Raw genomic sequence first — 26,856 nt, forward strand, 5'->3', positions numbered from 1 at the left:
TTCCAACGCCACATCATACCCCTACGATATAGCGCTAAGGTAACGGAAGCCCACCCCATAGGTTTATTTATTCTACTCGCTCATAAGTCTGTTCAAAAATATCAGGCTTACAGGCGTATAATTCACCTTTTACACCTTTGATGATCCAATCGTTCCATGAAACAACATAGACTCCTTCAAGAGTCCCTATTACTAACTGGTCTGTACCATTGGAATTAGGATAATCTTTGCACCATACAGCACCTTCTCCATGTTCCTTATTCCATGCCTGATTTAACCAGTCAGGCCATTCTGAATTATCTTGTCGTCGTTCTTTTGTCATTTGGAACGCTTCAATAACCACTGGTTTCTTTCTGAATTTTGCCATAAACTTCCCTCCTTAATGTGCCGCTGCCGGCTGTGATCTTAATTGAATTCCCTTGAAAATATCTCCTATTGAGAATATTCCAGGCTTTTTAAATTCTTCTGCCGCTTTCTGATAATCAGCAGCATTATATTTTTGGTTTTCACCGCCTTTATGAGTAAGCAAGGCAGCGTTTACCCATGGTGTTATTTTCTCCACTGTGCCCTTGTTTTTTATTAACGATTTAAGAACGTGGGTGATTGCTTTTGGATTTCTAGTTGCGATATTTGATTTTACAAAATTAATAATTTCAGTTTGCTCTTGAATGGAATTATATTGTTGTGAGGCCTCAATCATTGTTTCTTTTAGTTCTTTTAAAACAGCGTCCTTTTCATCGGTGGGTTTTTCCTCTGCGGGTGAGTTATCCACAGGAGTTTCGCTAATAGCTTTTATAGGGTTAGGGTTAGGGTTAGGGTTAGGGTTAGGGAGCTTTACCGGAATTATCCCCGTGCTTTCCTTTGGGTTATCCGCAGAAAAGCCGTGGCTTTCTTCGGTTTTAGTTGGACGACCGCCTAATTTCCCTTTTTCTGATTGTAATTCTCTGTATTTATCTTGCTTAGCTTTTTCTCTTGATAGACGTTGAGACTCTATTTTATCATCAGTAACAATCAGGCAACCGAAAATCGCATTTTTAACTTTTTTCCAATCTTTTACAGAAATTTTCAAAAGTTTTGCTAATTTTTGATCGTCATTCGGCAAAAAAGGCATTTCTTTGTCTTTGGCATTTTGCCACATATTCATCAAAATAATGGCGTAAAAAGCCTGTTCGTGCCCATCCATTAATCGGACGTTTGGATCTCCGAAAAAGTCTGATGGATACATAGGAAAACAAGGTGACGTTTTTTTATTGGACATTTACCCCTTCCCCTTTTACCCTCTTGCTATTCTTCGATTAGCGAAAACTGTACGACGCATTTCTTTTCTTTTCCGGCGCTGATTCGGCTTGCTGTAATTGTGGAAAGTAGAAGCGCGAGGCATTTGTTGTGCCCTCATAAAAGCTCTGTTTATTTTCTTATCAAATGCTCCCATCGCCATAGAAGCCAGCGCCAATAAATTATCCAGTTTACTCATAATCCTCCTAAACCACTTGTATTTTTATCCCGTAGAGTTCCTCAGTCTGCCGGCGCTTTAACTTCCCCATTGGAAGATCCCGGCCCTTCACTTCGATATATTCAATCTGTCCGTCTGTCCGGATCGCCATAAAATCCAGATAATGCCGCGTGCGTTTTCCGTTGTCGGCTACTCCTGGCAATAAAAAAGGCACCTGCAGAAGGAAAAATTTAATTTCTCCCGCGTGTTGCCGTGCCTGTAATTCTCTAAACTGTTGAGCTTCTTTCTTACTGCCGAATTTTATCCCCTCGGCCTCTGTAATTTTGGCATGGAATTTATTCTGTTTCTGATACGCCGCAAGCCATTCATCATGGGATAATCCCGGCGGAATCTTCTTATTCCTATTTTTCAGCGCTTCAAACTCTGCCATTGTGTTTAATCTTAAGACGCTGTTTTTAGACATAAATCCCCATTACTTCATATTTTTAACAAACTTTTTTAACGATTTTTGATAAAGAATCCGTTCGTCGTTTTCTTGATCTAAAAGAGCATCATGTAAATCCAGATCAAAAATTTCACTAATTGCGTCTTCTAAAAGTTTCATTAGTTTTTCAGGTCTGACCGCATCAAGCTCGACTTGACCAAGCCCATCCCAATTTGCCGTTCTGCTATCTTTTGGCTTTGCCGGGGCCGGAGGAAGTTTCCATGCAACAACCTGCTCTTCCATCAGTGCGATGCGCTTAACTTCAACATCAACGCCAAATCGTGTAAGGTTTTCTTGAATGCTTCTTGGGATATCTTCTCCGGAAGGATCGTAGTCGCCGAAATATATAATTACTGGTAGTTTACCCTCGTCTGTTGCGTCGCAAAACCGCTTATATGATTCATATAGAAATGTTAAAGAGGGGTATCCCTTGCAAGCTCCAAGTGCAATATCCCATTTACGACATACTTCTTGAAAAACCCCCTGCAATGCTTTTTTCTCAATAAATATTTCTGGATAAATAGGTTGATTTTCCCATCTATTTTTATGATAACTTTCCATCCACGCTTTGATTTGATGTTGCCCGTTATCGATCTCGTTTTTAAGGATTGTTTCGTGGTAGGGCGTTTCTCCTATCATGCCCCTGTCAAGATCGGAAAACGTATCGAAAGAAATGAGATTATCCCAACGTGCATCAATCATTGCCGAGACTACGCGCTTGTAATGCTGAATGTCGTTGGTCATACCGAGGCCAACGAGTTGGTAATGCAATGAGCGTAGCGTTAAGACGCCCTTATCGTATTGGTCAACAACGTCTATCGAGTTTCTAATAATCCAGTCTTTTGTAAAAGTGTCTTTCACGGTCTCCAACCCCTGATTCCTAACCTCTTCAACTCCGCCAGCAGCTTTTCTTTCTGTTCTTCCCGGTAAATCTCTGGCGCCACGGTAATAATCTGATTCTTCCGCACGATCACTTCTTGCAGCCATTCGATGGTTCTGACCTGATAATAAATAATCATGGCCTCAAAGATTTTAGGCTGTGAATGTGCTGATATTCTGCCGGTATGATGACTCTGACAGAGCCACAGGCAACTTTCCGGCGAATATCTGATAGACAGGTTGTCTTTTGTGAAAAAATGGTGTGGGTCGCATTCTGTATTTTTACATCCGGGCCACTCGCAACAATTATTTGCGCGAAGAGAAACGACCTCTCTCAAAAGGTCACGGAGATATTTATCAGAGACTCGATTCATGCCGCCACCTGCTTTGAATGAATAATAGAAGGTCGAGCCCATTTCTTTTGAAATTTACCGCCAATAAAGTCGGGATTGCGCCAACCATCGTCATTACGCCAAAGCATAGCCATAGGCGTGAATCCTGCGGCCATCACGTCATTCATCCGCGAGGTTGCCTTTTCAATAGTATCTCCGTCATATCCGCACAGCACATAACAACGGAGAACATGACTGGCTTTTGTGAATCCGTGCTTCAATAAAAGATCGCCAGCTTCCCATAAAGGGAGGCGGTCGACGGGGCAGTCATAAGCAAAGAATAGTTGTTTGATGTTTAATTTTCTCAGTTCCTTGCAATGCCATGGCTTTAGGCGAGACGCTTCCAGACCGCCGGTAAATTCAATCTCTTTTTGCCGTGATAGCATTCCAAATACTTTTTTAATGTGATTATCCGAACAGGCCAGAAAATTATCATCGAGAATATTATGCCCTTCAGTTATAGGCAATTCTCTGACATGACCAAATTTTCGAGGCACGGCACAAAACCAACAATGATTAGGACATCCGCGTGATGTTATGACATAACCCTTTCTGAGATACATTCCCGGAATAAAATCACCTTGGCAATTCCTTGTACCCGGTCCGCCGATCTTCACGGTTGCGCGTGATTTCCATTGTTTCGCTAACCACTCGGCGCGGGGTAAATCCCATGTGAAGGTAACGGAAATATGAACCTCGTCGGCCTCGTCGAATAATCCCGGCGGTCTATTTATTCGGACAAGATCATCATCCGGAGTCGCTTTAGTCTTACGCGGGAATACTCGGATTATTTTCATTTGCTCCCCTTCCTACACTTCCCATCATCGTCTTTATGTTCGCAAATTTGATCGTACCGCTTACCTTTGGCCGGTTCGTGATTCAAGCACTCTAGCTCCTGCGAGATTGTTTGCGCCATGCACATTCCACGGCGGCAGTAGTTTATTTTTACGGGATTACTCATTAAAGTCACATTCTCCAGTAACAAGCATATATTCACAGCATCCATGCGTCTTCAGAACTGGTGCAAAATTTACGCACTTGCTCCGGTCGTCAACATGGGCGCTACAATGATCGTCTTTATCTTTGTAAAATCGGTTTTCCGTCGGTATCGGAAATAATTTATCTAATAATTCAGTTGGAAATTTTGTGGTCATGCCGCCTTCACTTCTTTAAGGAAATTTTTAATAGTTTCCATTTCGTGATTTTTCTTTTCCAGTTCCGCTTTCAATTCGTCGTTTTCTCTTTCCAGTGTTGTTTTTGTCGGCTTTAATTCCTGGCCGTAGTTCATAGCCAACCAACGAAGAGGAACCCAATTGCCGCACAGATCCATTAGGCAAGTAACTTTCTCCGGTGGGAAGTGAGCTTGACCTGACCAAATCCTTGACCATTGCGCCGGTTCGATTCTTAACGCAGCGCATAATTGCTGATCATTCAGGCCGGATATTTCTTTGCAAAGTTTCAATGCCGCTTTGAAGTCGGGAATTTTGGAAAGAACCTCATTGGACACATCTTGTTTTGCATTTACTAGCATAAGCTCACCATTCTTTAATTTGTCCATGTTGTTAAATTCCTTTACTTTTTTTAACAGTCAATAACCGTCAATTCATTTGACTTGTGTTGTTGGTCGGCTTTTGGGTAAAATTTTTTCCAACAAGCGAGAAATTTAATTTCTGATAAAAAAAGGAGTTGAAGAATCATGTTGAATTTCCTAAATAATAGGGTTATAAAAAAACAGGCGCATATGTCGGCGGAATCCTTGGGAGGGGAATCAGCTTATTTTTGCGCCTGCTTTAGGTTTAATTTTTTCAGCAAGGAGAGACGCCCCCTTGAAATATTTGCCGTTCGACGCTGTTTCAATGCGCTGCGCAAGCTTGATGGAAGCTTGGCGATGGCCATTAAGCACATCGCTCATATGTACCGCTGTGCAGCTACAGGCGTCTGCTAATTTTTTTACATAACCACGAGGATGTTTTTTCATAGCGTAATTAAAATAACATTTTTTGTTATAGGTGTCAAGAAAATATGCCAAATTTTGATATAAATTTAATAAAGCGTGAAAATCTTCGTAGAATTATGGACGAAAGGGGCTTGACTCCAACTACACTAGCAAACTTGATCGGCGTCAAACAGCCGCACATATCAGCCTCTCTTAGTGGAGACAGAAATATCGGTAATATAACGATTAAAAAGATATGTGACGCCCTTCATATTGACAAAAGCGAATTCTTTGTTACTTCGCCACGCGAAATAAAAAAGCCCATTGCTCCGCCGCCTTCCTGGGAGATCAAAGAATTATATGCGAGGCTACGTAAAGACATTGATGCGGCAAACGCTGAAGCGAAAGAAACAAGGGCCGAAGTTGCCAGAGAGAAACACGCTATGTGGGCTGTGATTAACCAGCAACGCACAGAACTGGAAAACGTCAGGCAGGTTTTAAGAAAAGTCGCACAGACAGGAGACTTAAAAGACCTAAAAAAGATCAGCGGCAGCGGGAAATAATAATCTCCACCGATTGTCGCGAACATCATAACATGGGAGATAATGTCGTCTTTTTCCCACTAAGGAAAAGGGATTAGAAAGGAGCTTTTGTGAATAAAATTGGAATATTAATCATTATGTTATTATTAACCTCTTGTAATTCCTACATGACATATCCGGTCATGGTTAAGGATGGCGCCAGTGAACAACAAAGAAAAACCGATGCGCTTCAATGTAAAATGCAAGCCGCTGATTTTAAAAGTAAAATGTTGGGTGGCTCCCCTTCCTTCGGAGCCGTAGGTATGATAAGGCATAAAAAAGAAGTAAATGCGGCCACGGACGCAGCTAACGAATTTTATGTTGAATGTATGAACGAACGCGGTTATAAATAACCATGATAGAAGAAAAGCCGAAAAGTAAGTTTACTATATTCCTTTGCCGCCTGCTCGTTGGCGGATTATTCTTTATTATATGCGCCGGGCTCCTTGTCCAGTGCGCCCAAAAAACCGGTCCAGTCGTAGACATTATTTTCGATCATCCAGAAAATTAAATCCTTCAATCCCTTGTAACTATCCAAACTAAAACCCTTTTTTTTACCCTAAATCATAACAAAAATAGTTATTGACAAGCATAACAAAGTTTGTTATATTTAAATCAAGAAAACAATTAACCGTTTGACGATCTGAACTGTGCGAATCTGCAACTTAGCGCGTGCGACGGCAAGAATGCCTCCCCCTACAGCTTGCAGGTAAACGGCAGAACCGGAGAGGGAAAGCGGGAAGTAGTAATAGTTCTTTGAAGTGATCGAAGCGATAACGAAGCGTAACCAGCGTTACGGAAACATAGTGCTGATTTAACAGAATAACTGCGCCCTGCGCTGGCAGGGCAGGAGGGGGCATGAAAACAATCGCCGATGAAATTCTTGAGATTCAGATTAGAAAGTTTTGGAAGTGCGTTTTCTTGTGTATCGCTCTAATCATCATCTTCTACGTTTTAACCCACGTCGGCATTGGTCTCTACGATCAACACAAAACACAAGTAGCTGAGGCGCGCGCGTATGTAGCAGACGTTCAGGAAGTAATAAATTGGGTGGAGAGCGATGCCAAACGCTGAGACAAAATCTTTTAAGCATTGGGATATCGAAGACTGGCTGAAAGTCGCCCGTTATGAAGGGCCGGTTGATGGTCATAAGGATTTCGACCGGCTACAAGGGCAGACGCGGGACATTTACAATCTCATGTCAGACGGCGTTTACCGGACATTAGCGGAAATTGAAAAAGTTACAGGATATCCCGAAGCCAGTATTTCCGCGCAACTCAGGCATTTAAGAAAATTACGCTTCGGCGGTCACACAGTCAAGAAACAACGCCGATTTGAAGACAAGGGACTTTGGGAATACCAGTTAATACCAAGAACAAATAATTAAATTTATGGAGGCCGGAAAAATGAACAAGGATGAAGCATTAAAAAAGTTACAGGAATACAAAGACAAGGGTTGTCATATGCTGATACCCACTACGCAGCGTATAGACGACCTGAGCGATCAGTTTTCAATCGTCATTGATACCGTTTTATTAAGCGGACACCCGAAAGATAGAGACGTTTATCCGCACGAAAACGGGACGTATGATTATAACGCGAACGATTGGAAAAACCCGAAAACAGCAGCCGAGCAAAAGGTAAGAATATCCAAGCATGGACTTGATAAACTCGCCATTCTCTCCGGGATAATCTGGTCGCCTACTCTCTGTAGGCAGATAAGAGATCCCAAGGTTGAGGGACGAATAGCGTATGAAGCCGTCGGCGGAGTGCGTAAACCGGATGGCACACCGTATTTTATTCCGAAGCTCTACGCCATGGATATCGAGGTTGAACGTCAAAAGCTAGAATTTCAATACGCAAAGAAAGAAAAGAAAGACAGGGATTATCTTGTTGAACGTGATCTATTGCAGAAAAAAGGAAACCTCTCTGAGTTATGCGAGTCAGGCGCGCGAAACCGTGTCACACGGGAAATTCTTTGCCTGAACAACTTTTACACCGTTGCCGAACTGAAAAATGAGTTTGTCATGGCGCGGATCGTCCCGAAGCTCGACCTGAACGACCCCTATACCAAGCGGCGTTTGGTTGACCTTCAGCTTGCGGCAATGACCGGGATATATGGAGCCGCAGAACCTCCGCAAAGACTGATTGAATGCGAAGCGCCAATTGATATCAAGGTTGTCGAAGAGTCCGCCGCCGAAGAGCAGCCCAACGGAAAGCCCGACCCGATAGAATCAGCAATTATCGACTTCCAAAACTCAGACGATCTCGGCCAGTGCAAAGCCTTAACCAATACAGCAATCCAGAAAGGTTACGATCTGGCCGGATATCTGAAAAAATCCAACGTCAAGGCACTGACTGATTTCAATAAAGAGAAGCGAACAGGTTTTTTCAAACACCTTCTTTCTCTGCCGGACAAAGGAGACACAAAACCAAAAGACGACGTACCCTATTAATCATTGGAGGCCGGAAAATGTTAAAAGTATTGCATAGTGCGGATTTGCACCCGCGAGATAAAGATTTTGACGAATTAAAGAAGTGCCTGAACTTCCTTGTGATGGTTGCTCAGAGCGAAAAGATTGATCTTAGCCTAATTGCCGGAGACACTTTTTCCCTGGAGGCGACAAACAAAATTGATTCTCCAGTTTTGAAACTGATCATTGAAACAATATCCGCCCTGGCTGATATTGGTCCCGTATTTATTATCGAGGGCACGACTTCGCATGACGGAGCGGCGCCGGAGATACTTCAATACGTAAAGGGTAAATATCCGGTTCATGTAACGACTATGCCGGAACAAATATATGTAAAGCAGTTGGATGTTGTTCTTACTCTCATCCCTACTCCGACAAAACAGTTTTTTCAGACCGAAAACGGGATAGCAGAATCGAATGCTGAAATAGCACTGGCTATGAACGGCTTATTTGCGGGATTCGGAGCACAGGCTTCTGAATTCCCCACTTCCCCGCACATACTCATTGGGCACTGGAATGTCTCAGGCTCAATACTTCCCACGGGACAAGTATTGACCGGAAAGGACATTGACATCGGTTTTGATCAAATGATGTTGGCTAATCCGGACCTGATAGCCCTCGGCCATATTCACAAAGCGCAGCAGATAGGCGATCGCGCATTTTATTCCGGCTCCCTTTATCCCCTGAATTGGGGTGAAAACACAGAACACGGTTTTTATATTCACGAACTCGACGGCCATAAACTGATTGAATCACGCTTTATTGAGACGCCGGCAAAGAAGTTAATTCGCCTTGACCACGATTTCACAAAAAATGACTATCCACCTATTTATGAAGTTGGATCTTCTTTTGAATGGAAAGATGCTTTTGTTCGTTACGATATCACTACTTGGCAGGACGAAGCGGCAAAGATTGATAAAGAAAACATCAGACAATTTTTTATTCTTAGTGGAGCCCTCGACGCCGATATCCGCATTATAAGAATTCCCCGCGAAACTGTACGCTCCGAATCCGTTCTGAAAGTAAACACGCTCCGGGAAAAAATAAAAGCCATGGCGGATCTTCGTGAGGAAACCGTATCTGAATCAATCCTGCAGAAAGCCGACCTCTTAGAATACGGCGAAGAAAAGGAACAGGTGGCCGCATGAAAAATATTATAATTCTTTCTTGGAGATCAATCTCGAAAATCTGTCGTCACCGTTCGGACAACAGATGTACCAAATTCCAAATTGACGGGGACAAATGTTGTGAAAAAAAATGTCCCGTATGGAAAAAATTTCCTCGTTTAAGGAGGACCGCATGAAACCAAACAAACTACGCCTTAAAGGTTTTACCGGCATATTAAAAGGATTGGGCCTTCCCGAAATCGAAATAGATTTCTCCGAAGTAACCGGTCTTGTCGCTCTGGCCGGAGATAATGGAAGAGGAAAATCAACCGTCCTGGAGAACATGACGCCTTATAATACCCTAGCGTCGCGCTCCGGCGCCCTCTTCAATCACGTTTATACCCGTGATGCCGAAAAGGAATATTCGTTCACCTACAAGGGCAATCACTACCGGACACTTTTAAAGATCGATTGCCATAGTGGAAAATCTGAGGGATTCATCTATAAGAATGGGAGCACGAAATCAGAGACGACAAGCAAAATAAGGGAATACAATAAATACATTTCCGATCTGCTCGGGTCCGAAGCCATGTTTTTTAACAGTGTCTTTTGCGCTCAGAACTCCAAAAAGTTAAGCGACATGACAGAAGGAGAATTTAAAGGCCTTCTCGTAGAATTTCTGAACCTCGATAAACTGGCCGGATGGGAAACAGCATCTAAAGAGAATATTACCGCAGTAAGCGGACAACTCGAACAGGTTGATAAACAGATTCTTATCCTCAATAACAAACTGGCCGGATATGAGGATTTAAAAGCAAAACTTGATTCTTACAAAGAGAACTATGCCGATAATGAAATATCCATCGACGCGCTGAAAAAGAAGCGCGTCGAATACCAGGCCGAACTCGAATCACTCCGGGACAAGAAATCAAAGCAGGAAGTTCTTATCGCTCAGAAAGCGAACATCGAAGCGAAAATCACAGAACTTAATAATACCCTCGCCAAAGAACAGGAAATCAGCGACGGCGAACTAAACGCGCTCCGTGACGCCTACAAAGAGTTACAGGGGAAGATTAAAGAGAATGAAGCCCTTCTTACACAGGCGGATGAAATAAACTCGGCAGCGGAGAGGGAAAGGGAAATTCAGGGGAAGATTGATTTACTTTCGGGACAAATAGATGGTTACGTTAGTGCTTTATCCGGCAATCAAAAGTGTCTTGATGAAATAACGGCAGACCTTTCTTGTATTCAGGGCGGAATCAATGATTGCGAAAAGGACATAGTTAAGTGGAAAAACAACCACGAAGCGACGGCCTTACAGAATTCCTTTGATCAAGCATTGAAGCAATCAGAGATTCTTGAAAAACGTGATCCGAGCTGTCAAAGCTCAACGTGCTCTTTTATCGTTGCAGCACTGAAAGCGAAAGAAGAATTGCCCGGACTAGGCTCTGCTCTAGGGAAAAAGATTAATGAAGTATCTGACAATCTTTCATGGCTTAACGACCTTCTGGCCTCCCTCAAAGATGAACGTATCACTTTGGAAGAGAAAACAACGAACGCGAAGATAGAAATAAACCGGATTAATGGATTGTCCGGTGACGCACGTAAAGATGTTGCCCGTCTCCGCCTAGAACTCACCAAAGTCAAAGACCTTGCCGGAAAGAAAACCGCCCTTGCCGTCGCGCAGTCTCAATATGAATCAGTTACGAAACAAATGGAAGAGAACGCCACCAAAGGAAAAGAGCTTAAAGTTAAGTGGGAAAACCGCAAGAGCGATCTGGACGGAAGTATTGCCGATGCCACGGCTGCACTGTCTGAAATTACCATTGATAACGAAGTCGATAATCATATTGCACAGGTTAAAAACGCCACGCTTCACATTGATGAAGAAATCAGACAATACGAAAACGATCTCAACAATACCCGTGCCACTATCATGAAGCTCGAAACTGAACTTTTGTCTATGGCTGAAGTCGAAAAGGACATTCATGCGGCCACAGCCGAAAAAATTGCGCTCCAACATGACATTTCAGACTGGACATATTTAAAGAACGCCTGCGGGAAAAACGGCTTGCAGGCTATGGAGATCGACGGAAGCGCGCCGATTATCACGAACTTTGCCAATGACCTCTTAACTCAGGCTTTCGGTCCTATCTTTACAGTTAAATTCAGGACGATCAACGACGAGGGTAAAGAATGCTTGGATATTATCATTATCAATGGAGACGGCGAAGAAGTTCTTCTGGATAATCTTTCAGGTGGCCAAAAGGTGTGGAATCTGATCGCGCTCCGGCAGGGCATGACTCTTTTATCCGCTGAGAAATCCGGCAAGGCTTTTGAGACATTCATGGCTGACGAGCTTGACGGTCCGCTCGATCCTGAAAACGCGGTTAATTTTATCAGTATGTACCGAGCATTTATGAAGTTTGGTAATTTTTCAGACGGTTATTTTATCAGTCATAAGCCTGAATGCAGATCCTTAGCTGATCATGTTTTGATGTTTGAAGCCGGGAAAAATCCGGTTTGGAATTAAAAATATAACCGGCGTCCGTAAGTAAAGGCAAACCTATCTTTGGGACAACTTGCGGGAAAATAGCCTTATATCCCGCCGCCGGTCAAAAGAATACACATAGAGGGTATGAGCGTGGGGTACATCACGTTTGCCAGTCATGCTAGGGCTGTAATCTTGCGAATAGACAGCCCGGTTCCGCCAGTCGTCGCAAGGGCAATACCCGGCCAATTTTAAAAAGCGGGGGTGTGGCCTGTGGTTGCACACTCCCGCGACTAAAAAAGGAGAATTATGATCAAAAACTATACATCGGGAGTTCCAGTAAGCCGGAGCGTTCAGCACATCGAAGACTGCCTTATCCGGCACGGCGCGAAGAATATTATGAAAATGTATGATGCCGATAAAAAGCTTGAATCGCTTTGTTTCATCATGCCGGTCGAAGGAAAAGATATTCCCTTTAAACTTCCGGCAGCGGTAGATCGTGTTGAGAAGGTTCTTAGGGCATCCGTGCGGCGCCCGAAAGCCGGAACAACGGAACGTATCAAAGAACAGGCCGAGCGCACAGCATGGAAACTACAAAGCGATTGGGTAGACATTCAAATGTCACTTATCGAACTTAACCAGGTTGAGATTATGCAGGTATTTTTGGCTTATGTTTATTTTCCCGCACAAAAACAAACTTATTTTGACGTCATAAAAAATAGCGGTTTTAAAATGTTAACAGAAAAATAAAAGGAGGAAATAAATGAATCTTAAAATCGGAGAAAAGACACTTACGGAAGGCGGAGACCTTATAACCAAGGCCATGATCACGCATATTAAAAAAATCAATCTGGCCTACCTGAACGCCGGAGAAAAAGATTTCAAAATCGGTCTCAACTTAACCATTAATCCCGGACCGGCAGAAGGAAACCACAAACTGAAAGCGGACATTTCCTTCACTCTGGAAAAAATCACAGATACGTTTTCCACTTCCGTTGATGAACTTCAAACCAATATGTTCGACGGAAAACCACGCCCTTGTTATCTGCGTCCCGGTGTCGAGGTCTTTGAAAAGGTCTGTGATAAGTGCGACCGCCGCATTGATCTGATTTTTGTTACAGGGGAAGGTCTGCCGCGCATAATTAGACCTAGAGACATTCCGGTTATGAAGCCCGGCCAAATGTTACAAACTTACGTTTGCCCGGCATGGGCCGATGAATTCTACAAAGAATGGTGTGATCTGATGGTTGCCAGAGAAATTGAAGTTAAAGAACAGCCGAAGTTAAAGAAGATTGCAGGCGGGAAGAAATGAAAAAGAGACAAGATATTGAGACGGTGTGGGAGAAAAATAAATGCCAAAAATAACAACTCATAGAATTAAAGTTGACGGTCAAATTGTTATCCTGGACATTTTATATAACAGTAAAAAAGAGTTTCACGCAAAGGGAATACCCGATCCGGTGAGACAGATAGCCTGCGAAAAGAATATATTCTTTACCGGAGAGCGAGAACAGGACTTAATTAAAAAAATTGATGAAGCTGTAAAGGCCTATCACGAAGCGAAGAAGAAAATGCGGAAAGTTATCGTATATTCTATTGAACTTGGACGTGATTTAGTTATGGAAAAAAATACAGACGAATACCGTTTTCAGTCTTATCAAGGTTATCAATCATGGGTCCCGGAGGCTTTAACGAATCACCATCACGATCAACTGGATGGAAAAGGTTTTACGATAGATTGGGGAATTCTTTATCAGGTCAGCGATGACAATAAAACAGTTTATTACCGAATCAATGGTGATGATACTTTAGGAAACAGCACTTATATAAAACAGAATTTTGTAATTGATTGGACAGAGGAACGCGAAAAAACATTCAAAGCTATTGACGAAGCGCTTAAAAAACTTGTGCAAAAAATAGCGCCGGTATTGGGCGATATAGAAGTGTTTACTAACCTTCTTGACAGCGGAATCAAATTATTGCCGGAGGTTTAATGCTACGAAAGCACCAACGCGAATTTGAAGACACAATCGACAATATAATAGAAGGCGCGCCGATCAGTAATATTTATCTGCACGTCACGCCCGGAGGCGGGAAGTCTATAATCCCGATCATGGCCGGTCGCCTGATCAAAGCCGGACTAGCCGATAAACTTATGTGGATTGCTCCGCGCTTATCTTTGACCGATCAAGCAGAAAGGGAATTTGTCAATCCGTATTTCCGGACAATGTTTAACCATTCTTTGAAGATCCGGCAGAGCACAAACGAAAATAACCCTTGTCGCGGTCTTGATGGCTTCTCAACGACATTTAATGCTGCCGGCATGGATGAAGGTCTGCTGATAGAACAGTTCAAGCATTATCGTTATATCCTGATCATGGATGAATTCCATCACATTCAGGAAGATTCCCTTTGGCATAAACAGATAGCTCCGCTTTGGGCTTTGGCAAAATACAGAATTCCAATGACGGGAACTTTGGAACGCGGCGACGGCTCGCGCATCGCCTTCACGCCTTACCGCGGACACGGGAAAAATATCACGCCTTTCCTGCAGAATAGCCACGACACGAAAGTAATTCGATATACTCGGACGGACGCCCTTGCTGAAAAGGCTATTATTCCCCTCGCCTTTCATTTATCTGATGGATCGGCAGAATGGGAAGATAGACGAGGGAAGAAGGTCCGTGTTGCCAGTATAGACAAAATGAACGAAGAGGACGCGAATAAAGCCCTCTACACGGCGTTAAAGACTGAGTACGCCGATCATTTACTCTCTTCCGGTATTCGCCACTGGCAGGAACACGCCGCGAAATATCCCGGCTCTAAGTGCCTTGTTGTCACTTCCAACATCACAGAAGCAAAAAGACATATTGCCAATTTATCCGGATTGTCCCGGTGCGATATCGCCACGTCCGAAGACTCCGCAGCGGCTTTAAAAGTTATTAATAAGATGAAAGCCAATAAGCTCGACGTGATTGTCACCGTAGCTATGGCCTATGAAGGTCTTAATATTCCTGAGATCAGCCATATTATCTGTTTAACGCGGATCAGGAGCGTTCCATGGATAGAGCAAATGACGGCAAGGGCAAATAGAATAAGTCCTTGTGGCGGGGACGAGCAGACAGGCCATATCTTCGCGCCTGCCGACGCGCTCTTTAAACAGACCATGGCAAAGATTGAAGCTGAGCAGGCTCCAATATTGGAAGAAAGAACTTCGCGCCCATCCAGAGGCGCAACAGAGGACGGCGGGGGCTTCTGCCTAACTCCGGCCCCGGGTGGAATTATCCCCCTGTCCTCTGCCCTCACCGGTAAACGTGAAATGCTTTTAGGTCAGGTACCGGAAAAGACAGCCTCAGAACAGGAAGAAGAACTCCGGGGGAAGATTGACGATCACATAAAGGCCTACTGCCGGCAGAATCGATTTAAGCACCAAACGATTAATTACGAAGTCTTAATAGCCATGGGGAAACGTAGACAGGATATGACGATCAAGGAACTTGAAAATTGCCTTACTCATGTCCGGGCGAAATATCCATTATCATTTATCCGGGGAGCCGGTCGTAGAGTACCGACAAAAGCGCAGCCGTTCCCGTGTGTGTGGAGGTAGGAAATGAAAGAGAGATACACCCCAAATGAAGATTTGGCCTGTTGGTTTGGGCTGTCCCATGCTTCTTTCTTAACATTGCCGAGGGTTATGATGGAAGCCATGCCGGAAGAATGGCAAAAGAAAATGGCTGCTCTTCTGAATGAATTTGATGATGCCTTTCCAAATCAACCGGACATTAGAACAAGAGTTCAAATAACTCAATACGGTAAACTTATAAAAACGCCGGAGTGGATGATAAATTATCGCCATCCGGACTATAAAATGATTGATGCCTGCAGGGGTAAAAATGAAAGCAATCTCAGTTAAACAACCGTGGGCGTGGGCGTTATTCCACGGTAAGCCGGTAGAAAACAGAACGTGGGAAACGGACTATCGCGGGGAGCTTCTTATTCATGCGAGTAAACAATGGGATAAAAAAGGTTTTCTTTGGCTACGCGACAATAAATATATGGTCGATAGTCATGTAATTAGTTTTCATATTGGTTGTATCATCGGCAAAGTAACCATGACCGATTGCGTTATTTCTCACCCTTCCCCGTTCTTCTTTGGTCCTTATGGCCATATTTACAAAGACTCAATAGAGTTTAAAACGCCGATTCCGTTCAAAGGAAAGCTGAAATTCTTCGACGTACCGGCGGAATTGATAAAGGAGTAAATGAGAGATGAGCAATAAAGAAACTGTCGATAAAATAAGAACTATTTTAGAAGATGCAAGAATTTATGCAAACACACATATTTTATTAGATGGTGAGGGACATTATTTTACTTGTCGTGGAGAAGCTTTGTCATATTTTGAAGTTTTACGTCAAACAGAAAAGTTGCGACAAGCCGTTAATCGCTCATTTGATTATATTTCAACATTAGTTTTAAAGGAATAAATTTTGTTGACTGTACCCGCAAAAAATGTATCCTTTCCTCATAACCTTGGGGAGGGGGAAGCTATGGGCTTTAATGGCGGAAGTGTATTAAGGCATGGCAACCGCTTTTACGTCCAAATATATTGGAATAAGCGGATTGAAAAATTTTGGTCAGTCCTTATTCAAGGGCAATGGTGTTCGATAAAGAATGAAGAAAATGGGTACAAATTACTTTATGCTATCAGGGAAGATATAGACCGTGATCGTGAAGGCTTTGATCCTCGTTCTTTCCGCCCGGGGAATCCTCTTTGTATTGGTGAATATTATAAAACGTGGTTGTCTCAAATTGTAGCCGGTAAAAAATGTAAAACAGATTACCGCGGCGCAATAGTCAATTATGCCATTCCCTTCTTTGGCCAGGATAAAGACATCCGCAAATTTAAAAAAGCAGAATTAACAAGATTTCAGGAATCGCTTAATCTATCCGAAAAAGGCCGTTACAATGTCATGGGTGCCTTGAAATCAATGGTACGGTGGGCTTATTCAAATGAGGAAATAAAACACATCCCGCCCTTCCCGAAAATGAGCATGGGCGATCTGCCAGAGATAGAATATCTTACCCTTGACCAGCAAGAGCAGGTTTTAGCGCATATTCCCGCCCAGGACGCGCCTATTTTCCGTTTTGCTATGGAATATGGCATAAGAGTTGGTGAGGCCAGGGCGATTAAAAGAGACGCCATTAAAAATGGTAGAATCTATATAAAACGTGCCTTTTCAGGAAATGAATTGAGCGAAAAAACAAAAACCGGCGACATACGGAATCCTGATCTTACGCCATACGCCAAAGAGATAATAGACGGACAGAAACATTTAAGCGAGTTTCTTTTTATCCGGGCGGACGGAAAGCCATACACGAATAAGAATCTTAACAAAATATGGCACGCTGCCGAAGAAAAGGCCGGGATCAGGATCAAACTTTACAATGCTTTTCGTCATTCCCTCGGTTGCCAGCTTCTTGATGAAGGCGAAGATATGTCAACCGTTCAGGAAATTTTAGGTCACAAAAACGCTTCCATGACGAGGCGTTACGCGAAAAGGACGTCAAAGAAATTAGGACAAATTTTAACAATGCGGCGTTGCGGTAGGGTTGCGGTAGAAAATAAAGAGGCAAGTAATGAAAATCATTAATACTTTTGGTGGAGGCGGCGGGAGTCGAACCCGCGTCCGAAAACCTTCCGCTGTAGCTTCTACGTACGTAGCCTTCGTTTTAGAACCTTCACGCTGGTTTGCTCCCTAAGGCCGGATCGCCCCGCGCTATCCTGTAAGTATTCGCCGCCCTCCCCCAGGCAAAAAGTTTGGCTATCCTGTCTGAATGACGTTCTAGTCCAGCCAACAGGAGAACCGGGTAGAACGTTAGCCGACTAAGCGGCTAATGCGTAATCGTAGTTTTCTGCGATTATATGTTTCCTACCTGTTTAACGAGGCCTGTAGGAACCTCGGTACGCTTATTTATCTGTAATATAGACACTTACACCACCTTTGTCAAAGGAAAGATTTAAGAATATTCTTTCGGATTTTTTACAAAGATGCTGTAATTTATATGGTTTTTTCTCAGACTTTTATTAGCTTTGACTTGAAATCCCGGGCTAGTGTGCGGCGCTCTTCGCGCTCTTTAATATCCTGACGGCGGTCATACAATTTTTTGCCTTTGCCGATGCCGATTTCCACTTTTACCTTCCCATTTTTAAAATATAGCTTCAGTGGAATAAGCGCCAGACCTTTTTCCCGCGACTTGCCGTATAGTTTTTTAATCTCCCTTTTATGCAAAAGCAATTTGCGCGCCCGTAGAGGTTCATGATTAAAGCGATTCCCATGATCGTAATGACTGATATGCATTTCTTTAAGAAATACTTCATCATCCTTGACGACGGCATAACTGTCTTTGAGATTGGCCTTGCCGGCGCGCAGAGCTTTAACCTCTGTTCCTGTTAAGACCATACCGGCTTCATAAATATCGCCGATTTCGTAATTCATGCGCGCTGTTTTATTGGATGCGATCATTTTCTGCGCTGTGTTTTCTTTAACCATAGTTTAATTCTACATGAAATTTGAAGTATTGCTACCTATTTTTGTTTTCCTCTTCTGGTTCAAAATACTTTAACTAGATTATACTAAAATATAAATTCCTGGATTCCCGCCTGCGCGGGAATGACATATCGATATGTGTTATTTTCTCTTCTGTGGCAGCAGATAATCCGGTTTTACATGGCTCATTGCCTTGTAAATATTATCGCGGATTTCTTTGTTATCCCGTTCTAATTCATTCAAAAGATTTTTAATATATATTCGCTTAGATGTAAGGCTTGTCGGACAATTGTTTTTCACTGCCGGGAATTGGCGCTCTCTGCTGTATTTTTTTACCAGTTCCTCCTGCAAATAAGCAAGCGGACGAATGATATGCAGTTTACCGCCGAATATACTCTGATTGGGCATCATTGTACTTATTTCGCGTCCGTAAAACATGTTTATCAGCAGTGTTTCGATAATATCGTCCCGGTGATGGGCAAACGCTATTTTATTGCAGCCTTCAGCATCGGCGATTTCAAATATTCTTTTGCGCCTGAGCCGTGAACATAAAAAACAGGGATTTTTTTTATTAATATCGGAATGCGCCAGATTGCCGATATCCGTCTTTTCCATTACGTAGCGGTAGTTGTTCTCCTGAAAATATTTTTCCAATACTTTATACGCCTGATATTGGGAGTCAAAACCCATGTCGATATTGACAGCGATAAAAGAAAACCGGGGGACAAAAATCATCGGAGAATCAAGTAAATCCAGCAAGGCAAAACTATCCGCACCGCCGGAGACACCTATTAAAAGACGGTCTCCTTCCTCAATCATCCCGTAATCCAGCACTGCTTTTTCCAACCACTTTTTCAAATGCAGGAAAAGTTTTGTATTTTTATCTTTTTTAATCTCATCCATCATATACATATTCACTTTAATTTTTTACCGCCTTATTGCAGTGTACTTATCTGACTTTGTAAACGGAATCAAGACACTTCGATTATCGTCTTGAAATCGCCAAGGCTCTCTGCTATAGCTTGGGGCAAAGCCAAAAAGGAGGTTTTTGTATGCCGGAAATTATTAAAGTTCATGCCCGAGAAATTCTGGATTCCCGGGGAAATCCAACGGTAGAAGCCGAAGTGACAACAATAGCGGGGATTACCGCAAGAGCGGCTGTTCCTTCAGGTGCTTCCACCGGCGAGCATGAAATGTTGGAATTACGAGACGGCAATAAGAAAAGATTCAATGGGAAAGGTGTTCAAAATGCCGTAAAAAATATTCTCTATAAAATCGGTCCGGAAATTATCGGTATGGATTGCCGCCGACAGCGCGATATCGACTATGCCATGATCGAACTGGACGGAACAGAAAACAAGGGAAAACTTGGCGCCAACTCGATTCTGGCTGTCTCGATGGCCTGCGCCAAAGCCGGAGCGGAAATATCAGGCCTGCCCCTCTATCGATACCTGGGCGGTGTCAACGCTAAGGACCTGCCGATACCGCAGTCCAATATTTTAAACGGCGGGCAGCACGCCGACAATAATGTGGACATTCAGGAATTTATGATTATGCCGGTAGGCGCACCTAATTTTACCGAAGCTATCCGCATGAACGCGGAAATTTTTCATGCTTTAAAGTCAGTGCTCAAAGGCAAAGGTTATAACACAGCCGTTGGCGATGAAGGCGGCTTTGCACCGAATTTAAAATCCAATGAAGAAGCTCTTTCCCTTATTATGACAGCTATAGAAAAAGCAAACTACCATCCGGGTCAGGATATTATGATCGCCTTGGATTCGGCCGCAAGTTCTTTTTATGAAAAAGATAAATATATTCTCGCGGCGGAAAAGAAACCGCAAAAATCGGCTGAAGAAATGGTTAAATTCTATGCTGATCTCGTCGCAAAATATCCTATTATATCTATTGAAGACGGACTGGCGGAAGATGACTGGAATGGTTGGAAAATATTGACTGATGAACTGGGCGGCAAGATTCAGATTGTCGGCGATGATCTTTTTGTCACTAATGTTAAACGTCTGGAGCAAGGCATTGCCAAGGGTGTCGCCAATTCAGTTTTAATTAAGCTCAACCAGATCGGCACACTTACAGAAACACTCAACACCATGGAACGCGCTAAAGAAGCAAGCTATACTTGCGTTGTCTCGCACCGTTCGGGCGAAACAGAAGATACTTTTATGGCGGATATCACCGTCGCCACCAATTGCGGACAGATTAAAAGTGGTTCACTTTCCCGTACGGAAAGACTGGCTAAGTACAATCAACTGATGCGCATTGAAGAAGAATTAGGTGATGCAGCCAACTATCGCGGCAAGGCGGCATTTTACAGCATTAAACAACCGGTTAAAGCAGGGAAGAAAAAATAACTATCAATTAACACATTAACTATAAAGGGCTGGCCTTTGGAAAAAGGTCAGCCCTTTTATTTTGATTCCATTCTACAGGAACTATTCTCTCAATTATTCATACCATTTCGATTGGAAGCTGCCGCCTGATCGGCGTCACTTCCCGGTAGGGTAAAAATTTTTATTCTTATTGCGCGCCCTTTGGTTGCGCATCCGGTCAAAGGATAACGAGGCGGCAAGGAGGAGGCTCCGCAGGCGTATTTTACATACGTTGAGGAAGCCGACGACGCAGCCAACAAAGTTAGCCGAAGAAAGCGAATTGGTATTAAAAACCTCTAAAGAAGTTTGAACAAACGGCGACGTAAAACTTCCATTTCCGCCCTGTTTTCAGTCAGAGCATAAGAAACTTCTTTCTTATCAATTTTTTCATCTTTTATCGCGGTTATTAATTCTGCGTCTTCAAGAAATATAATGACATTAAGATAATTGGGCTGGGAAAGCGCCTCGGGCCTCAAAACTTCACCCTTCTTGTACATCCGGTCTCCCATCGCTATGATCTTCTTCGACCAATCCTTCTTTGCCAGCGGATTTTTCTTTAAATACAGGCAGCTTCTGATGACTATCCAGGATGATTCAAGATAATTATGAATTAAATCGGCAAAAGGTTTTAGTTTTTTATTGCCCTTACCTTTTATCTCTAAGTATACCTGACCATCGCGCTCGACGGATGTAATCATTTTTCTTTCATGTAAATAGGTCAGCACTTCATTAACATCTTCCGCATCATCTTTATGTTCATCAAAAATAAATTCATTCCATAGAAGCTTTTTGAGAAACTTATAATCGCTCATTATTCGTTGTAAAGAGATTAAATCTTCATTATTCTTAACTATGGAAGTGGCAACAAAACACAGGGGAATAAAGAAATGCAGAATGTTGTTTTTATAATATTCCAGATTTATCCTTTTTTCTTCTTTCAAAGAATAAACCACTTCCTGTATTTCTTCGGCTTCATCCTCTTCCGCCTCAATTTTTGATATAAATCGCTCCTGTACAAACATATTGATAGCATCGTTTATTGCTTTTTCGCGGTTAGTAAACGTTTCAGCAAATTTTACTTTCTTCATGGAAAGATATTCGAAATATTCATCGAGAATATCAAGCAACTCGCTATGAGACATTCCTCTGCGGTAATGACTTAAGATAACGGCAGCCACCAAAGAAAAAGGAGTGACTACGGCGACTTTGTTAATTTCCAGAACTATTTCATAACCGATTTTCCGGTAAAGGCTCTGCCTTTCTTCCAGAGCCATTTCTTCTATCGGCTTTTCCTGAGACGCCAGATAATCTTTCATAATCATCGGCTCACCGATGTTGACATAAACGCGGCCGTATCTTTTAGTTAATATTTTACTTGTCTTGATTATCTCTGCTGCATTTTCAGGGGATTTGGATGCCCCGCCCAGTTCTTTAAGATATGATTTTTCCTCAATCACGCGATCATAACCAATGTAAACCGGAATTGCGGCGAAATTTTCACAATACTTTTCCTGATAAGACTGAATAATCATGGAAAGAAGACCATACTTAGGCATGACCATTTTGCCTGTACGGCTGCGTCCACCTTCAATAAAAAATTCCAGAGGCAAACCTTCTTTCAAGAGTATCGCCAGGTACTTGGTAAATACTTCGGAATAAATTTTATTGCCTTTAAAGCTCCGCCGCAGAAAAAAAGCACCGGACTTACGAAATATGTATCCCATTGGAAAAAAGGTCATATTACTACCGGCGGCAATAAAAGGAAGTTGAATATTGTTCTCGTACAAAACATAAGATAACAAAAGATAATCAATATGACTCCGATGGCAGGGAACAAGAACAAAAGGCATTTTTTTGGAAATGTTTCTTATTCTGGCCAAACCTTCCTTATCAATTAATAAACCGTCATAAATGTTGTTCCATAGCCAGGACAATACTTTTCGCAAAAACTCTATAAACGTTTCGTTATAATCAGCGGCAATTTCATAAAGATAACGGCGGGCGTCTTTTTCAACCGCAACTTTTTTCTTATTTTCTTTTTCCGCATAATCGGCAATGAATTTTTTCAGCGGCTCGTCGCTCAGCACCATTCCGATGAGTTCTTCCCGTGATTTTAAAGCGGGCCCGACAACAGTATTCTTCTCCTTTTCAATGCGGTCTATTAATTCTCCGCGCAGTTCGTGAACCATTGCTTCTTTAGAAACGCTTTTGGTTGTATTCAAATATTCGGATAATTTGACCGGTTCCGCGGGAATGACAAAAGCGTTGCCGGAATAACGTATAAAAGTAATCAACCGGCGCAACGCCCCCGTGTGCTCCGTTTGTCCGAAAAGAATATTGATAATACTCTCATCTTCTTTCTCGCGCCTGCGTCCGTAAGAAACCAGAACCGGCACAACAAAAATGGGGAAATCGACTTTCTTTTGGACATTAAGCAGGCTTACGATCGCACTTTCCGCAGATCTGTTTTCAATGAATTCCGATTCACCGAGATGAATCACGATGCTCTTTTTTTCATTAATTGTTCGCTCGATATACGCCAGTTTTCCCATCCAGGCTTTTTGTTCCTTACCCAAACGTCGCAAAAAGGACGACCATAAAAATTTAAGCATTTCCGGCAGAGGCTGCCAGAAAGACATATTCATCCCATGACAATATACTGGAGCAGGAATCCCCTTGCGTTTAAAAAGCTCATAGATGACAAGGCTGTTAAGTTCGCTTCTTTGGTTCAAAGCGTAAACTACAACTCCTTCGGCAGAAAGTTTCTTAATGGCATCAACATATTCATCGGCAATGGAAACCTGCGAAAGAAATGTTTTCAGCAGCCGGAATTGCAGAAAATTCTGTTCATCGTAAAGATTTCCGGAATAATATTCTTTATTTTGATCTGGTTTGACTGAATTCATCGTTTCTTTCATTAGTTGGATCTCCTACGGCGCAAGCCAAAAAATCCCTATAATAATACAACCTCCCACAAGTTATGGCACATTCTTTCCTCACCGGGAACCGAAAATCCCGGTTTATTGGATTGAAGTTCTTCGCCAGCAGCAAAGGGGAGGTGTCTAATTTTACATTAAATTTTATGCTCACATACAATTTAAAAACCAGCCTGCAGTTGTGAACATTATCGCAGGTTTGTTCATATAGTTATTTAATATAAATTAATCATCTTCGTTTTGAAATTCAACAGGAAAACGTTTCTTCATATAATCATGCACACACATTCGCACTTCAGAAGCCATATTAAAAGAAAGAGCTTTTTCCAATAACAGTTTGGATTCCTTCAATGTTGATTCTCTTATGATTTTTTTAATACGGGGAATGGCCAAATGGTTCATGCTTAATTCATCTAATTCCATTCCCAGAAGAATCAATGTACATATGGGATCACCGGCCATTTCACCACACATCGACACACGAATACCGGCTTCATGAGCTGTATCCACTACACTTTTTACCAATTTCAAAACCGCCGGATGCAAAGGTTCATATAAATACGTTAAACGTTCGTTCGACCTGTCAATAGCCAGAGAATACTGAATCAAATCATTTGTGCCGATGCTGAAGAAATCTACTTCACGTGCCAGTTTATCTGCAATCACAACTGCCGCAGGCACCTCAATCATTGCTCCTATCTCCATCTCCGAAGCAATATTTTCACCTTGCGCCAAAAGCTCTTTACGTGTCTCTTCCAACAATTTTTTTGCTTCGACAATCTCCTCTACACTCGAAATCATCGGGAAAAGAATTCTCGTTTTCCCAAACGCTCCAGCTCGCCAAATGGCTCTCAGTTGAGTCTTGAATATTTCAACTTCCTTTAAACAAAAACGAATCGCTCTCAATCCCATTTGCGGATTTAATTCTTTTACCGGCTTTTGACTGGAAGGAAATTTATCGCCGCCTAAGTCAAAAGTTCTGATTGTCGACCAAAGTAAATCTTTCTCACTGACAACCTGACAGTAATTATTAAAATGATCCTCTTCCGTCGGTAATTCCTGACGATTAATATATATAAACTCCGTACGATAAAGTCCGATATGTTCCGCACCATGCGCGATGGCCGAAGGTATTTCTTCAACAAACTCTATATTGCATCCTATATGCAGCGTATAATTGTCACTGGTAACAGCAGGCGCTTTTGCATCTTTAAGGTACTCATCTCTGGCTGCTGAATAGAGAAGCTTTTTTTCTTCATATCTTTGCAACATTTCCGGGTATGGATTGACAACAACCAATCCGGAAATGCCATCAACAATTATTTCGTCACCGGTGCGTACAAAACGCGTGACATTGTCCAAACCGACGACGGCAGGCAATTCCATATCGCGGGCAACAATAGCTGTATGCGAAGTACGGCCGCCGGCATCGGTGGCGAAACCGATAACTCTCTCCATTTTCATTTGAACTGTATTGGCCGGGGAGATATCCTGCGCAATAACAATTACCTTTTCATCAGTTCCCCAGATAGTTTCTTTTTTTTCACCGGAAAGATTGCTTAAAATTCTTTGGCTAACATTCTGAACATCACTAATACGTCCCCGAATATAAGTATCTTCCACTTTTTCGAATATTTGCTCATAGCGGTCCACTGTCAAACGCACCGCCCATTCCGCGTTAATTTTTAATCTTTGTATATATTTAATTGTACGGTTGACAAATTTTTTGTCTTTTAAAATTAATATATGAACGTCAATAACGTAAAGAGGTTCTGTGACTTTCGTCTTCTTGAGATTTTTCTGAATTTCTAAAAGTTGATATTCTGATTCTTTCAATGCTTTTTTTAAGCGAAGAATTTCTTTTGGAATCAACGAAGTGGATTTCAGTTTATAAAAAGATATCTGGCTGTCCAGAGGATCAAAACGGTAAACCCTGCCTATAGCAACGCCGGGAGAAACACCGACACCCTTAAGAACAAACGTCTTCTTTGTCTGATCAGGACTCATTTTTTTAGTTATGTTTCTCCAAATTTATTTTCAACAAGCTTTTCCAATTCCTCTATAGCCTTGGAAGCATCAGCTCCCTCGGCTTTTATTGTTAACATTCCGCCATGGGGACAAGCAAGAGTAAGTATATCGAGAATACTTCTGCCATCAGCAATTTGTCCGTTGTGTTCAATATAAATGCCTGCATTAAATTGCTGAGCTACTTTAACAAAATTTGCCGCTGCCCGCGCATGCATCCCCAGTTTATTTTTCAATTTTAAGGTTCTGATTTCTGTCAATTCAAAAATCCCCTCTCGGAAATTAGAAAAAATAATGCAACGGTCCCATAAATAATATAAACCTGCGACACACCTTTTTTAATTAATATAAGACAAAGCAAAACAAATGCTAATGCCGTAAATTTCATAACAACATCTAAAGTTCTTGTAAATGGCCAATATCCACCTTCCGACAGCCAGATAATCGAACCCGCCAGCACAACTAAAGAAAACCAGCGAATTTTTACTGCTACATTGGGCAAATCAAGAGAGCGAATAAACTTAAAACCCGTCTTCCCTCCACGGTAACCTTCAATAAAACCTTTTAACCTTATCCAAATGTGAGCCGGCGTAAAAATTAACAAGAAAGCAACAGGGGCAAGCATTAATCCCATATATGATAAGATAACTGCAATTATAGCGGCAAAAGGCCTTAGGGCTCCCCAAAAAAAAATGTCACCTATCGCAGCATAAGATCCCATCAAACTTTGTTTAATCATCAAAGCATCGGAAACAGTATCGTTATCTTTTTGCTCTTCCTCCAAACAAACGACGGTACCGATTACCGAAGCTGAAAGATAGGGATTAGTATTAAATAACTGCAAGTGTCTGTTAAGCATTCTTGCCGAATCTTTTTGTTGTAATTGCCATTCCCGAACAAGGGGAGTTATCGCCATTGCAAAACCTAAGTTTTGCATTCGCCGGAAATTAAGTGTTGTTTGGATAAAAAAAGATCTTAAAAAGATTTTCATTAAAGTTGTTTTTTTCACTCTTTTACGGCCTCAAAAACCACGAGTATAAATCAGAAATATTGTGCAACAAGCTCCAGGGTATTATACTCTCCGCTTCGTCCCGACAGTGTCGGGATTCAAATTTCTAATTCCACTGCGTTTTGCTTCTGGAATTGGTTTTCACTAACAATTAACT

Annotated in this window: 32 protein-coding genes and 1 other RNA gene; 16 read left to right on the forward strand and 17 right to left on the reverse strand. The window is 42.2% G+C overall.

Annotation, left to right across the window (positions count from 1 at the left end; genetic code table 11):
* Window positions 1-67: 67 nt before the first annotated feature.
* From CVU62_13285 to CVU62_13330, 10 genes are all read right to left on the reverse strand, one after another.
* Entirely contained in the window at window positions 68-367 is a 300-nt protein-coding gene (locus CVU62_13285) for a hypothetical protein (protein ID PKN36701.1), read from the reverse strand.
* 12 nt (window positions 368-379) lie between these two features.
* Window positions 380-1,258, reverse strand: coding sequence for a hypothetical protein (locus CVU62_13290; GenBank protein ID PKN36702.1), 879 nt, complete (start codon window positions 1,256-1,258; stop codon window positions 380-382).
* A 15-nt stretch (window positions 1,259-1,273) separates the two neighbouring features.
* Window positions 1,274-1,474, reverse strand: a complete 201-nt coding sequence (locus tag CVU62_13295; GenBank protein ID PKN36703.1) for a hypothetical protein — start codon at window positions 1,472-1,474, stop codon at window positions 1,274-1,276.
* Window positions 1,475-1,481: 7 nt separating this feature from the next.
* A complete protein-coding gene (locus CVU62_13300) occupies window positions 1,482-1,916 on the reverse strand; it encodes a hypothetical protein (protein PKN36704.1) in 435 nt (144 codons plus the stop codon).
* A gap of 9 nt (window positions 1,917-1,925) precedes the next feature.
* Complete coding sequence (locus CVU62_13305) at window positions 1,926-2,798, reverse strand: hypothetical protein (GenBank protein PKN36705.1); 873 nt, start codon at window positions 2,796-2,798, stop codon at window positions 1,926-1,928.
* Window positions 2,795-3,190 (reverse strand): hypothetical protein, encoded by a 396-nt coding sequence (locus CVU62_13310; protein ID PKN36706.1) that lies wholly within the window; start codon window positions 3,188-3,190, stop codon window positions 2,795-2,797. The genes CVU62_13305 and CVU62_13310 overlap by 4 nt, the downstream gene beginning before the upstream one ends.
* On the reverse strand, window positions 3,187-4,005 hold the full coding sequence (locus CVU62_13315) for a hypothetical protein (protein PKN36707.1): 819 nt from the start codon (window positions 4,003-4,005) through the stop codon (window positions 3,187-3,189). The genes CVU62_13310 and CVU62_13315 overlap by 4 nt, the downstream gene beginning before the upstream one ends.
* Before the next feature lie 156 nt (window positions 4,006-4,161).
* The gene (locus CVU62_13320) at window positions 4,162-4,362 is read right to left on the reverse strand and encodes a hypothetical protein (GenBank protein ID PKN36708.1); all 201 of its coding nucleotides are present in this window, start codon (window positions 4,360-4,362) and stop codon (window positions 4,162-4,164) included.
* Window positions 4,359-4,766: a hypothetical protein gene (locus tag CVU62_13325; GenBank protein ID PKN36709.1), complete on the reverse strand. Its 408-nt coding sequence runs from the start codon at window positions 4,764-4,766 to the stop codon at window positions 4,359-4,361. Before CVU62_13325 ends, CVU62_13320 begins: the two co-directional genes overlap by 4 nt.
* 210 nt (window positions 4,767-4,976) lie before the next feature.
* A complete protein-coding gene (locus CVU62_13330; GenBank protein ID PKN36710.1) occupies window positions 4,977-5,237 on the reverse strand; it encodes a hypothetical protein in 261 nt (86 codons plus the stop codon).
* Between CVU62_13330 and CVU62_13335 the strand changes: the two genes are divergently transcribed.
* The 15 genes from CVU62_13335 to CVU62_13405 all read left to right on the forward strand — a co-directional run bounded on the left by CVU62_13335 (window position 5,231) and on the right by CVU62_13405 (window position 17,448).
* A complete protein-coding gene (locus CVU62_13335; protein PKN36711.1) occupies window positions 5,231-5,707 on the forward strand; it encodes a hypothetical protein in 477 nt (158 codons plus the stop codon). The two genes, CVU62_13330 and CVU62_13335, sit on opposite strands and share 7 nt — an antisense overlap.
* Window positions 5,708-5,796: 89 nt before the next feature.
* Window positions 5,797-6,078, forward strand: a complete 282-nt coding sequence (locus tag CVU62_13340; protein PKN36712.1) for a hypothetical protein — start codon at window positions 5,797-5,799, stop codon at window positions 6,076-6,078.
* A 505-nt stretch (window positions 6,079-6,583) separates the two neighbouring features.
* Window positions 6,584-6,799, forward strand: a complete 216-nt coding sequence (locus CVU62_13345) for a hypothetical protein (GenBank protein ID PKN36713.1) — start codon at window positions 6,584-6,586, stop codon at window positions 6,797-6,799.
* Entirely contained in the window at window positions 6,786-7,112 is a 327-nt protein-coding gene (locus tag CVU62_13350; protein ID PKN36714.1) for a hypothetical protein, read from the forward strand. The genes CVU62_13345 and CVU62_13350 overlap by 14 nt, the downstream gene beginning before the upstream one ends.
* A gap of 19 nt (window positions 7,113-7,131) precedes the next feature.
* Complete coding sequence (locus tag CVU62_13355) at window positions 7,132-8,181, forward strand: hypothetical protein (GenBank protein ID PKN36715.1); 1,050 nt, start codon at window positions 7,132-7,134, stop codon at window positions 8,179-8,181.
* Between the two features lie 17 nt (window positions 8,182-8,198).
* Entirely contained in the window at window positions 8,199-9,347 is a 1,149-nt protein-coding gene (locus CVU62_13360) for a hypothetical protein (GenBank protein ID PKN36716.1), read from the forward strand.
* 151 nt (window positions 9,348-9,498) lie between these two features.
* Window positions 9,499-11,838 (forward strand): hypothetical protein, encoded by a 2,340-nt coding sequence (locus CVU62_13365; protein ID PKN36717.1) that lies wholly within the window; start codon window positions 9,499-9,501, stop codon window positions 11,836-11,838.
* 267 nt (window positions 11,839-12,105) lie between these two features.
* Window positions 12,106-12,546 carry a hypothetical protein gene (locus CVU62_13370; protein PKN36718.1) on the forward strand — a complete coding sequence of 147 codons (441 nt, stop codon included), beginning with the start codon at window positions 12,106-12,108 and terminating at the stop codon, window positions 12,544-12,546.
* A 13-nt stretch (window positions 12,547-12,559) separates the two neighbouring features.
* A complete protein-coding gene (locus tag CVU62_13375) occupies window positions 12,560-13,108 on the forward strand; it encodes a hypothetical protein (protein ID PKN36719.1) in 549 nt (182 codons plus the stop codon).
* A gap of 40 nt (window positions 13,109-13,148) precedes the next feature.
* Entirely contained in the window at window positions 13,149-13,790 is a 642-nt protein-coding gene (locus tag CVU62_13380) for a hypothetical protein (protein PKN36720.1), read from the forward strand.
* Complete coding sequence (locus CVU62_13385) at window positions 13,790-15,403, forward strand: hypothetical protein (protein ID PKN36721.1); 1,614 nt, start codon at window positions 13,790-13,792, stop codon at window positions 15,401-15,403. The genes CVU62_13380 and CVU62_13385 overlap by 1 nt, the downstream gene beginning before the upstream one ends.
* Before the next feature lie 3 nt (window positions 15,404-15,406).
* Window positions 15,407-15,709, forward strand: coding sequence for a hypothetical protein (locus CVU62_13390; protein PKN36722.1), 303 nt, complete (start codon window positions 15,407-15,409; stop codon window positions 15,707-15,709).
* Window positions 15,672-16,058, forward strand: coding sequence for a hypothetical protein (locus tag CVU62_13395; protein ID PKN36723.1), 387 nt, complete (start codon window positions 15,672-15,674; stop codon window positions 16,056-16,058). Before CVU62_13390 ends, CVU62_13395 begins: the two co-directional genes overlap by 38 nt.
* A gap of 7 nt (window positions 16,059-16,065) precedes the next feature.
* Window positions 16,066-16,281, forward strand: coding sequence for a hypothetical protein (locus tag CVU62_13400; GenBank protein ID PKN36724.1), 216 nt, complete (start codon window positions 16,066-16,068; stop codon window positions 16,279-16,281).
* 63 nt (window positions 16,282-16,344) lie between these two features.
* A complete protein-coding gene (locus CVU62_13405; GenBank protein PKN36725.1) occupies window positions 16,345-17,448 on the forward strand; it encodes a hypothetical protein in 1,104 nt (367 codons plus the stop codon).
* Window positions 17,449-17,454: 6 nt separating this feature from the next.
* Here CVU62_13405 and ssrA read toward each other — a convergent pair.
* The 3 genes from ssrA to CVU62_13420 all read right to left on the reverse strand — a co-directional run bounded on the left by ssrA (window position 17,455) and on the right by CVU62_13420 (window position 19,248).
* Window positions 17,455-17,798, reverse strand: a transfer-messenger RNA (tmRNA) gene (gene ssrA / locus CVU62_13410).
* Window positions 17,799-17,871: 73 nt separating this feature from the next.
* Entirely contained in the window at window positions 17,872-18,348 is a 477-nt protein-coding gene (locus CVU62_13415; GenBank protein ID PKN36726.1) for an SsrA-binding protein, read from the reverse strand.
* 138 nt (window positions 18,349-18,486) lie between these two features.
* Window positions 18,487-19,248: a tRNA 2-thiocytidine(32) synthetase TtcA gene (locus CVU62_13420; GenBank protein PKN36805.1), complete on the reverse strand. Its 762-nt coding sequence runs from the start codon at window positions 19,246-19,248 to the stop codon at window positions 18,487-18,489.
* A 149-nt stretch (window positions 19,249-19,397) separates the two neighbouring features.
* Here CVU62_13420 and CVU62_13425 point away from each other — a divergent pair, with 149 nt between their 5' ends.
* Window positions 19,398-20,711: a phosphopyruvate hydratase gene (locus CVU62_13425; protein ID PKN36727.1), complete on the forward strand. Its 1,314-nt coding sequence runs from the start codon at window positions 19,398-19,400 to the stop codon at window positions 20,709-20,711.
* A 314-nt stretch (window positions 20,712-21,025) separates the two neighbouring features.
* Here the strand turns inward: CVU62_13425 and CVU62_13430 are convergent, their stop codons facing one another.
* The 4 genes from CVU62_13430 to CVU62_13445 form a co-directional block, all read right to left on the reverse strand.
* Window positions 21,026-23,647, reverse strand: coding sequence for a hypothetical protein (locus tag CVU62_13430; protein PKN36728.1), 2,622 nt, complete (start codon window positions 23,645-23,647; stop codon window positions 21,026-21,028).
* A gap of 243 nt (window positions 23,648-23,890) precedes the next feature.
* Complete coding sequence (ptsP, locus tag CVU62_13435; protein ID PKN36729.1) at window positions 23,891-25,672, reverse strand: phosphoenolpyruvate--protein phosphotransferase; 1,782 nt, start codon at window positions 25,670-25,672, stop codon at window positions 23,891-23,893.
* 8 nt (window positions 25,673-25,680) lie between these two features.
* On the reverse strand, window positions 25,681-25,950 hold the full coding sequence (locus CVU62_13440) for an HPr family phosphocarrier protein (GenBank protein PKN36730.1): 270 nt from the start codon (window positions 25,948-25,950) through the stop codon (window positions 25,681-25,683).
* Window positions 25,947-26,699 carry a hypothetical protein gene (locus CVU62_13445; protein ID PKN36731.1) on the reverse strand — a complete coding sequence of 251 codons (753 nt, stop codon included), beginning with the start codon at window positions 26,697-26,699 and terminating at the stop codon, window positions 25,947-25,949. Before CVU62_13445 ends, CVU62_13440 begins: the two co-directional genes overlap by 4 nt.
* Window positions 26,700-26,856 lie beyond the last annotated feature (157 nt).

It is taken from the genome of Deltaproteobacteria bacterium HGW-Deltaproteobacteria-2 (assembly GCA_002840505.1).
Classification (GTDB): domain Bacteria; phylum Desulfobacterota; class Syntrophia; order Syntrophales; family Smithellaceae; genus Smithella.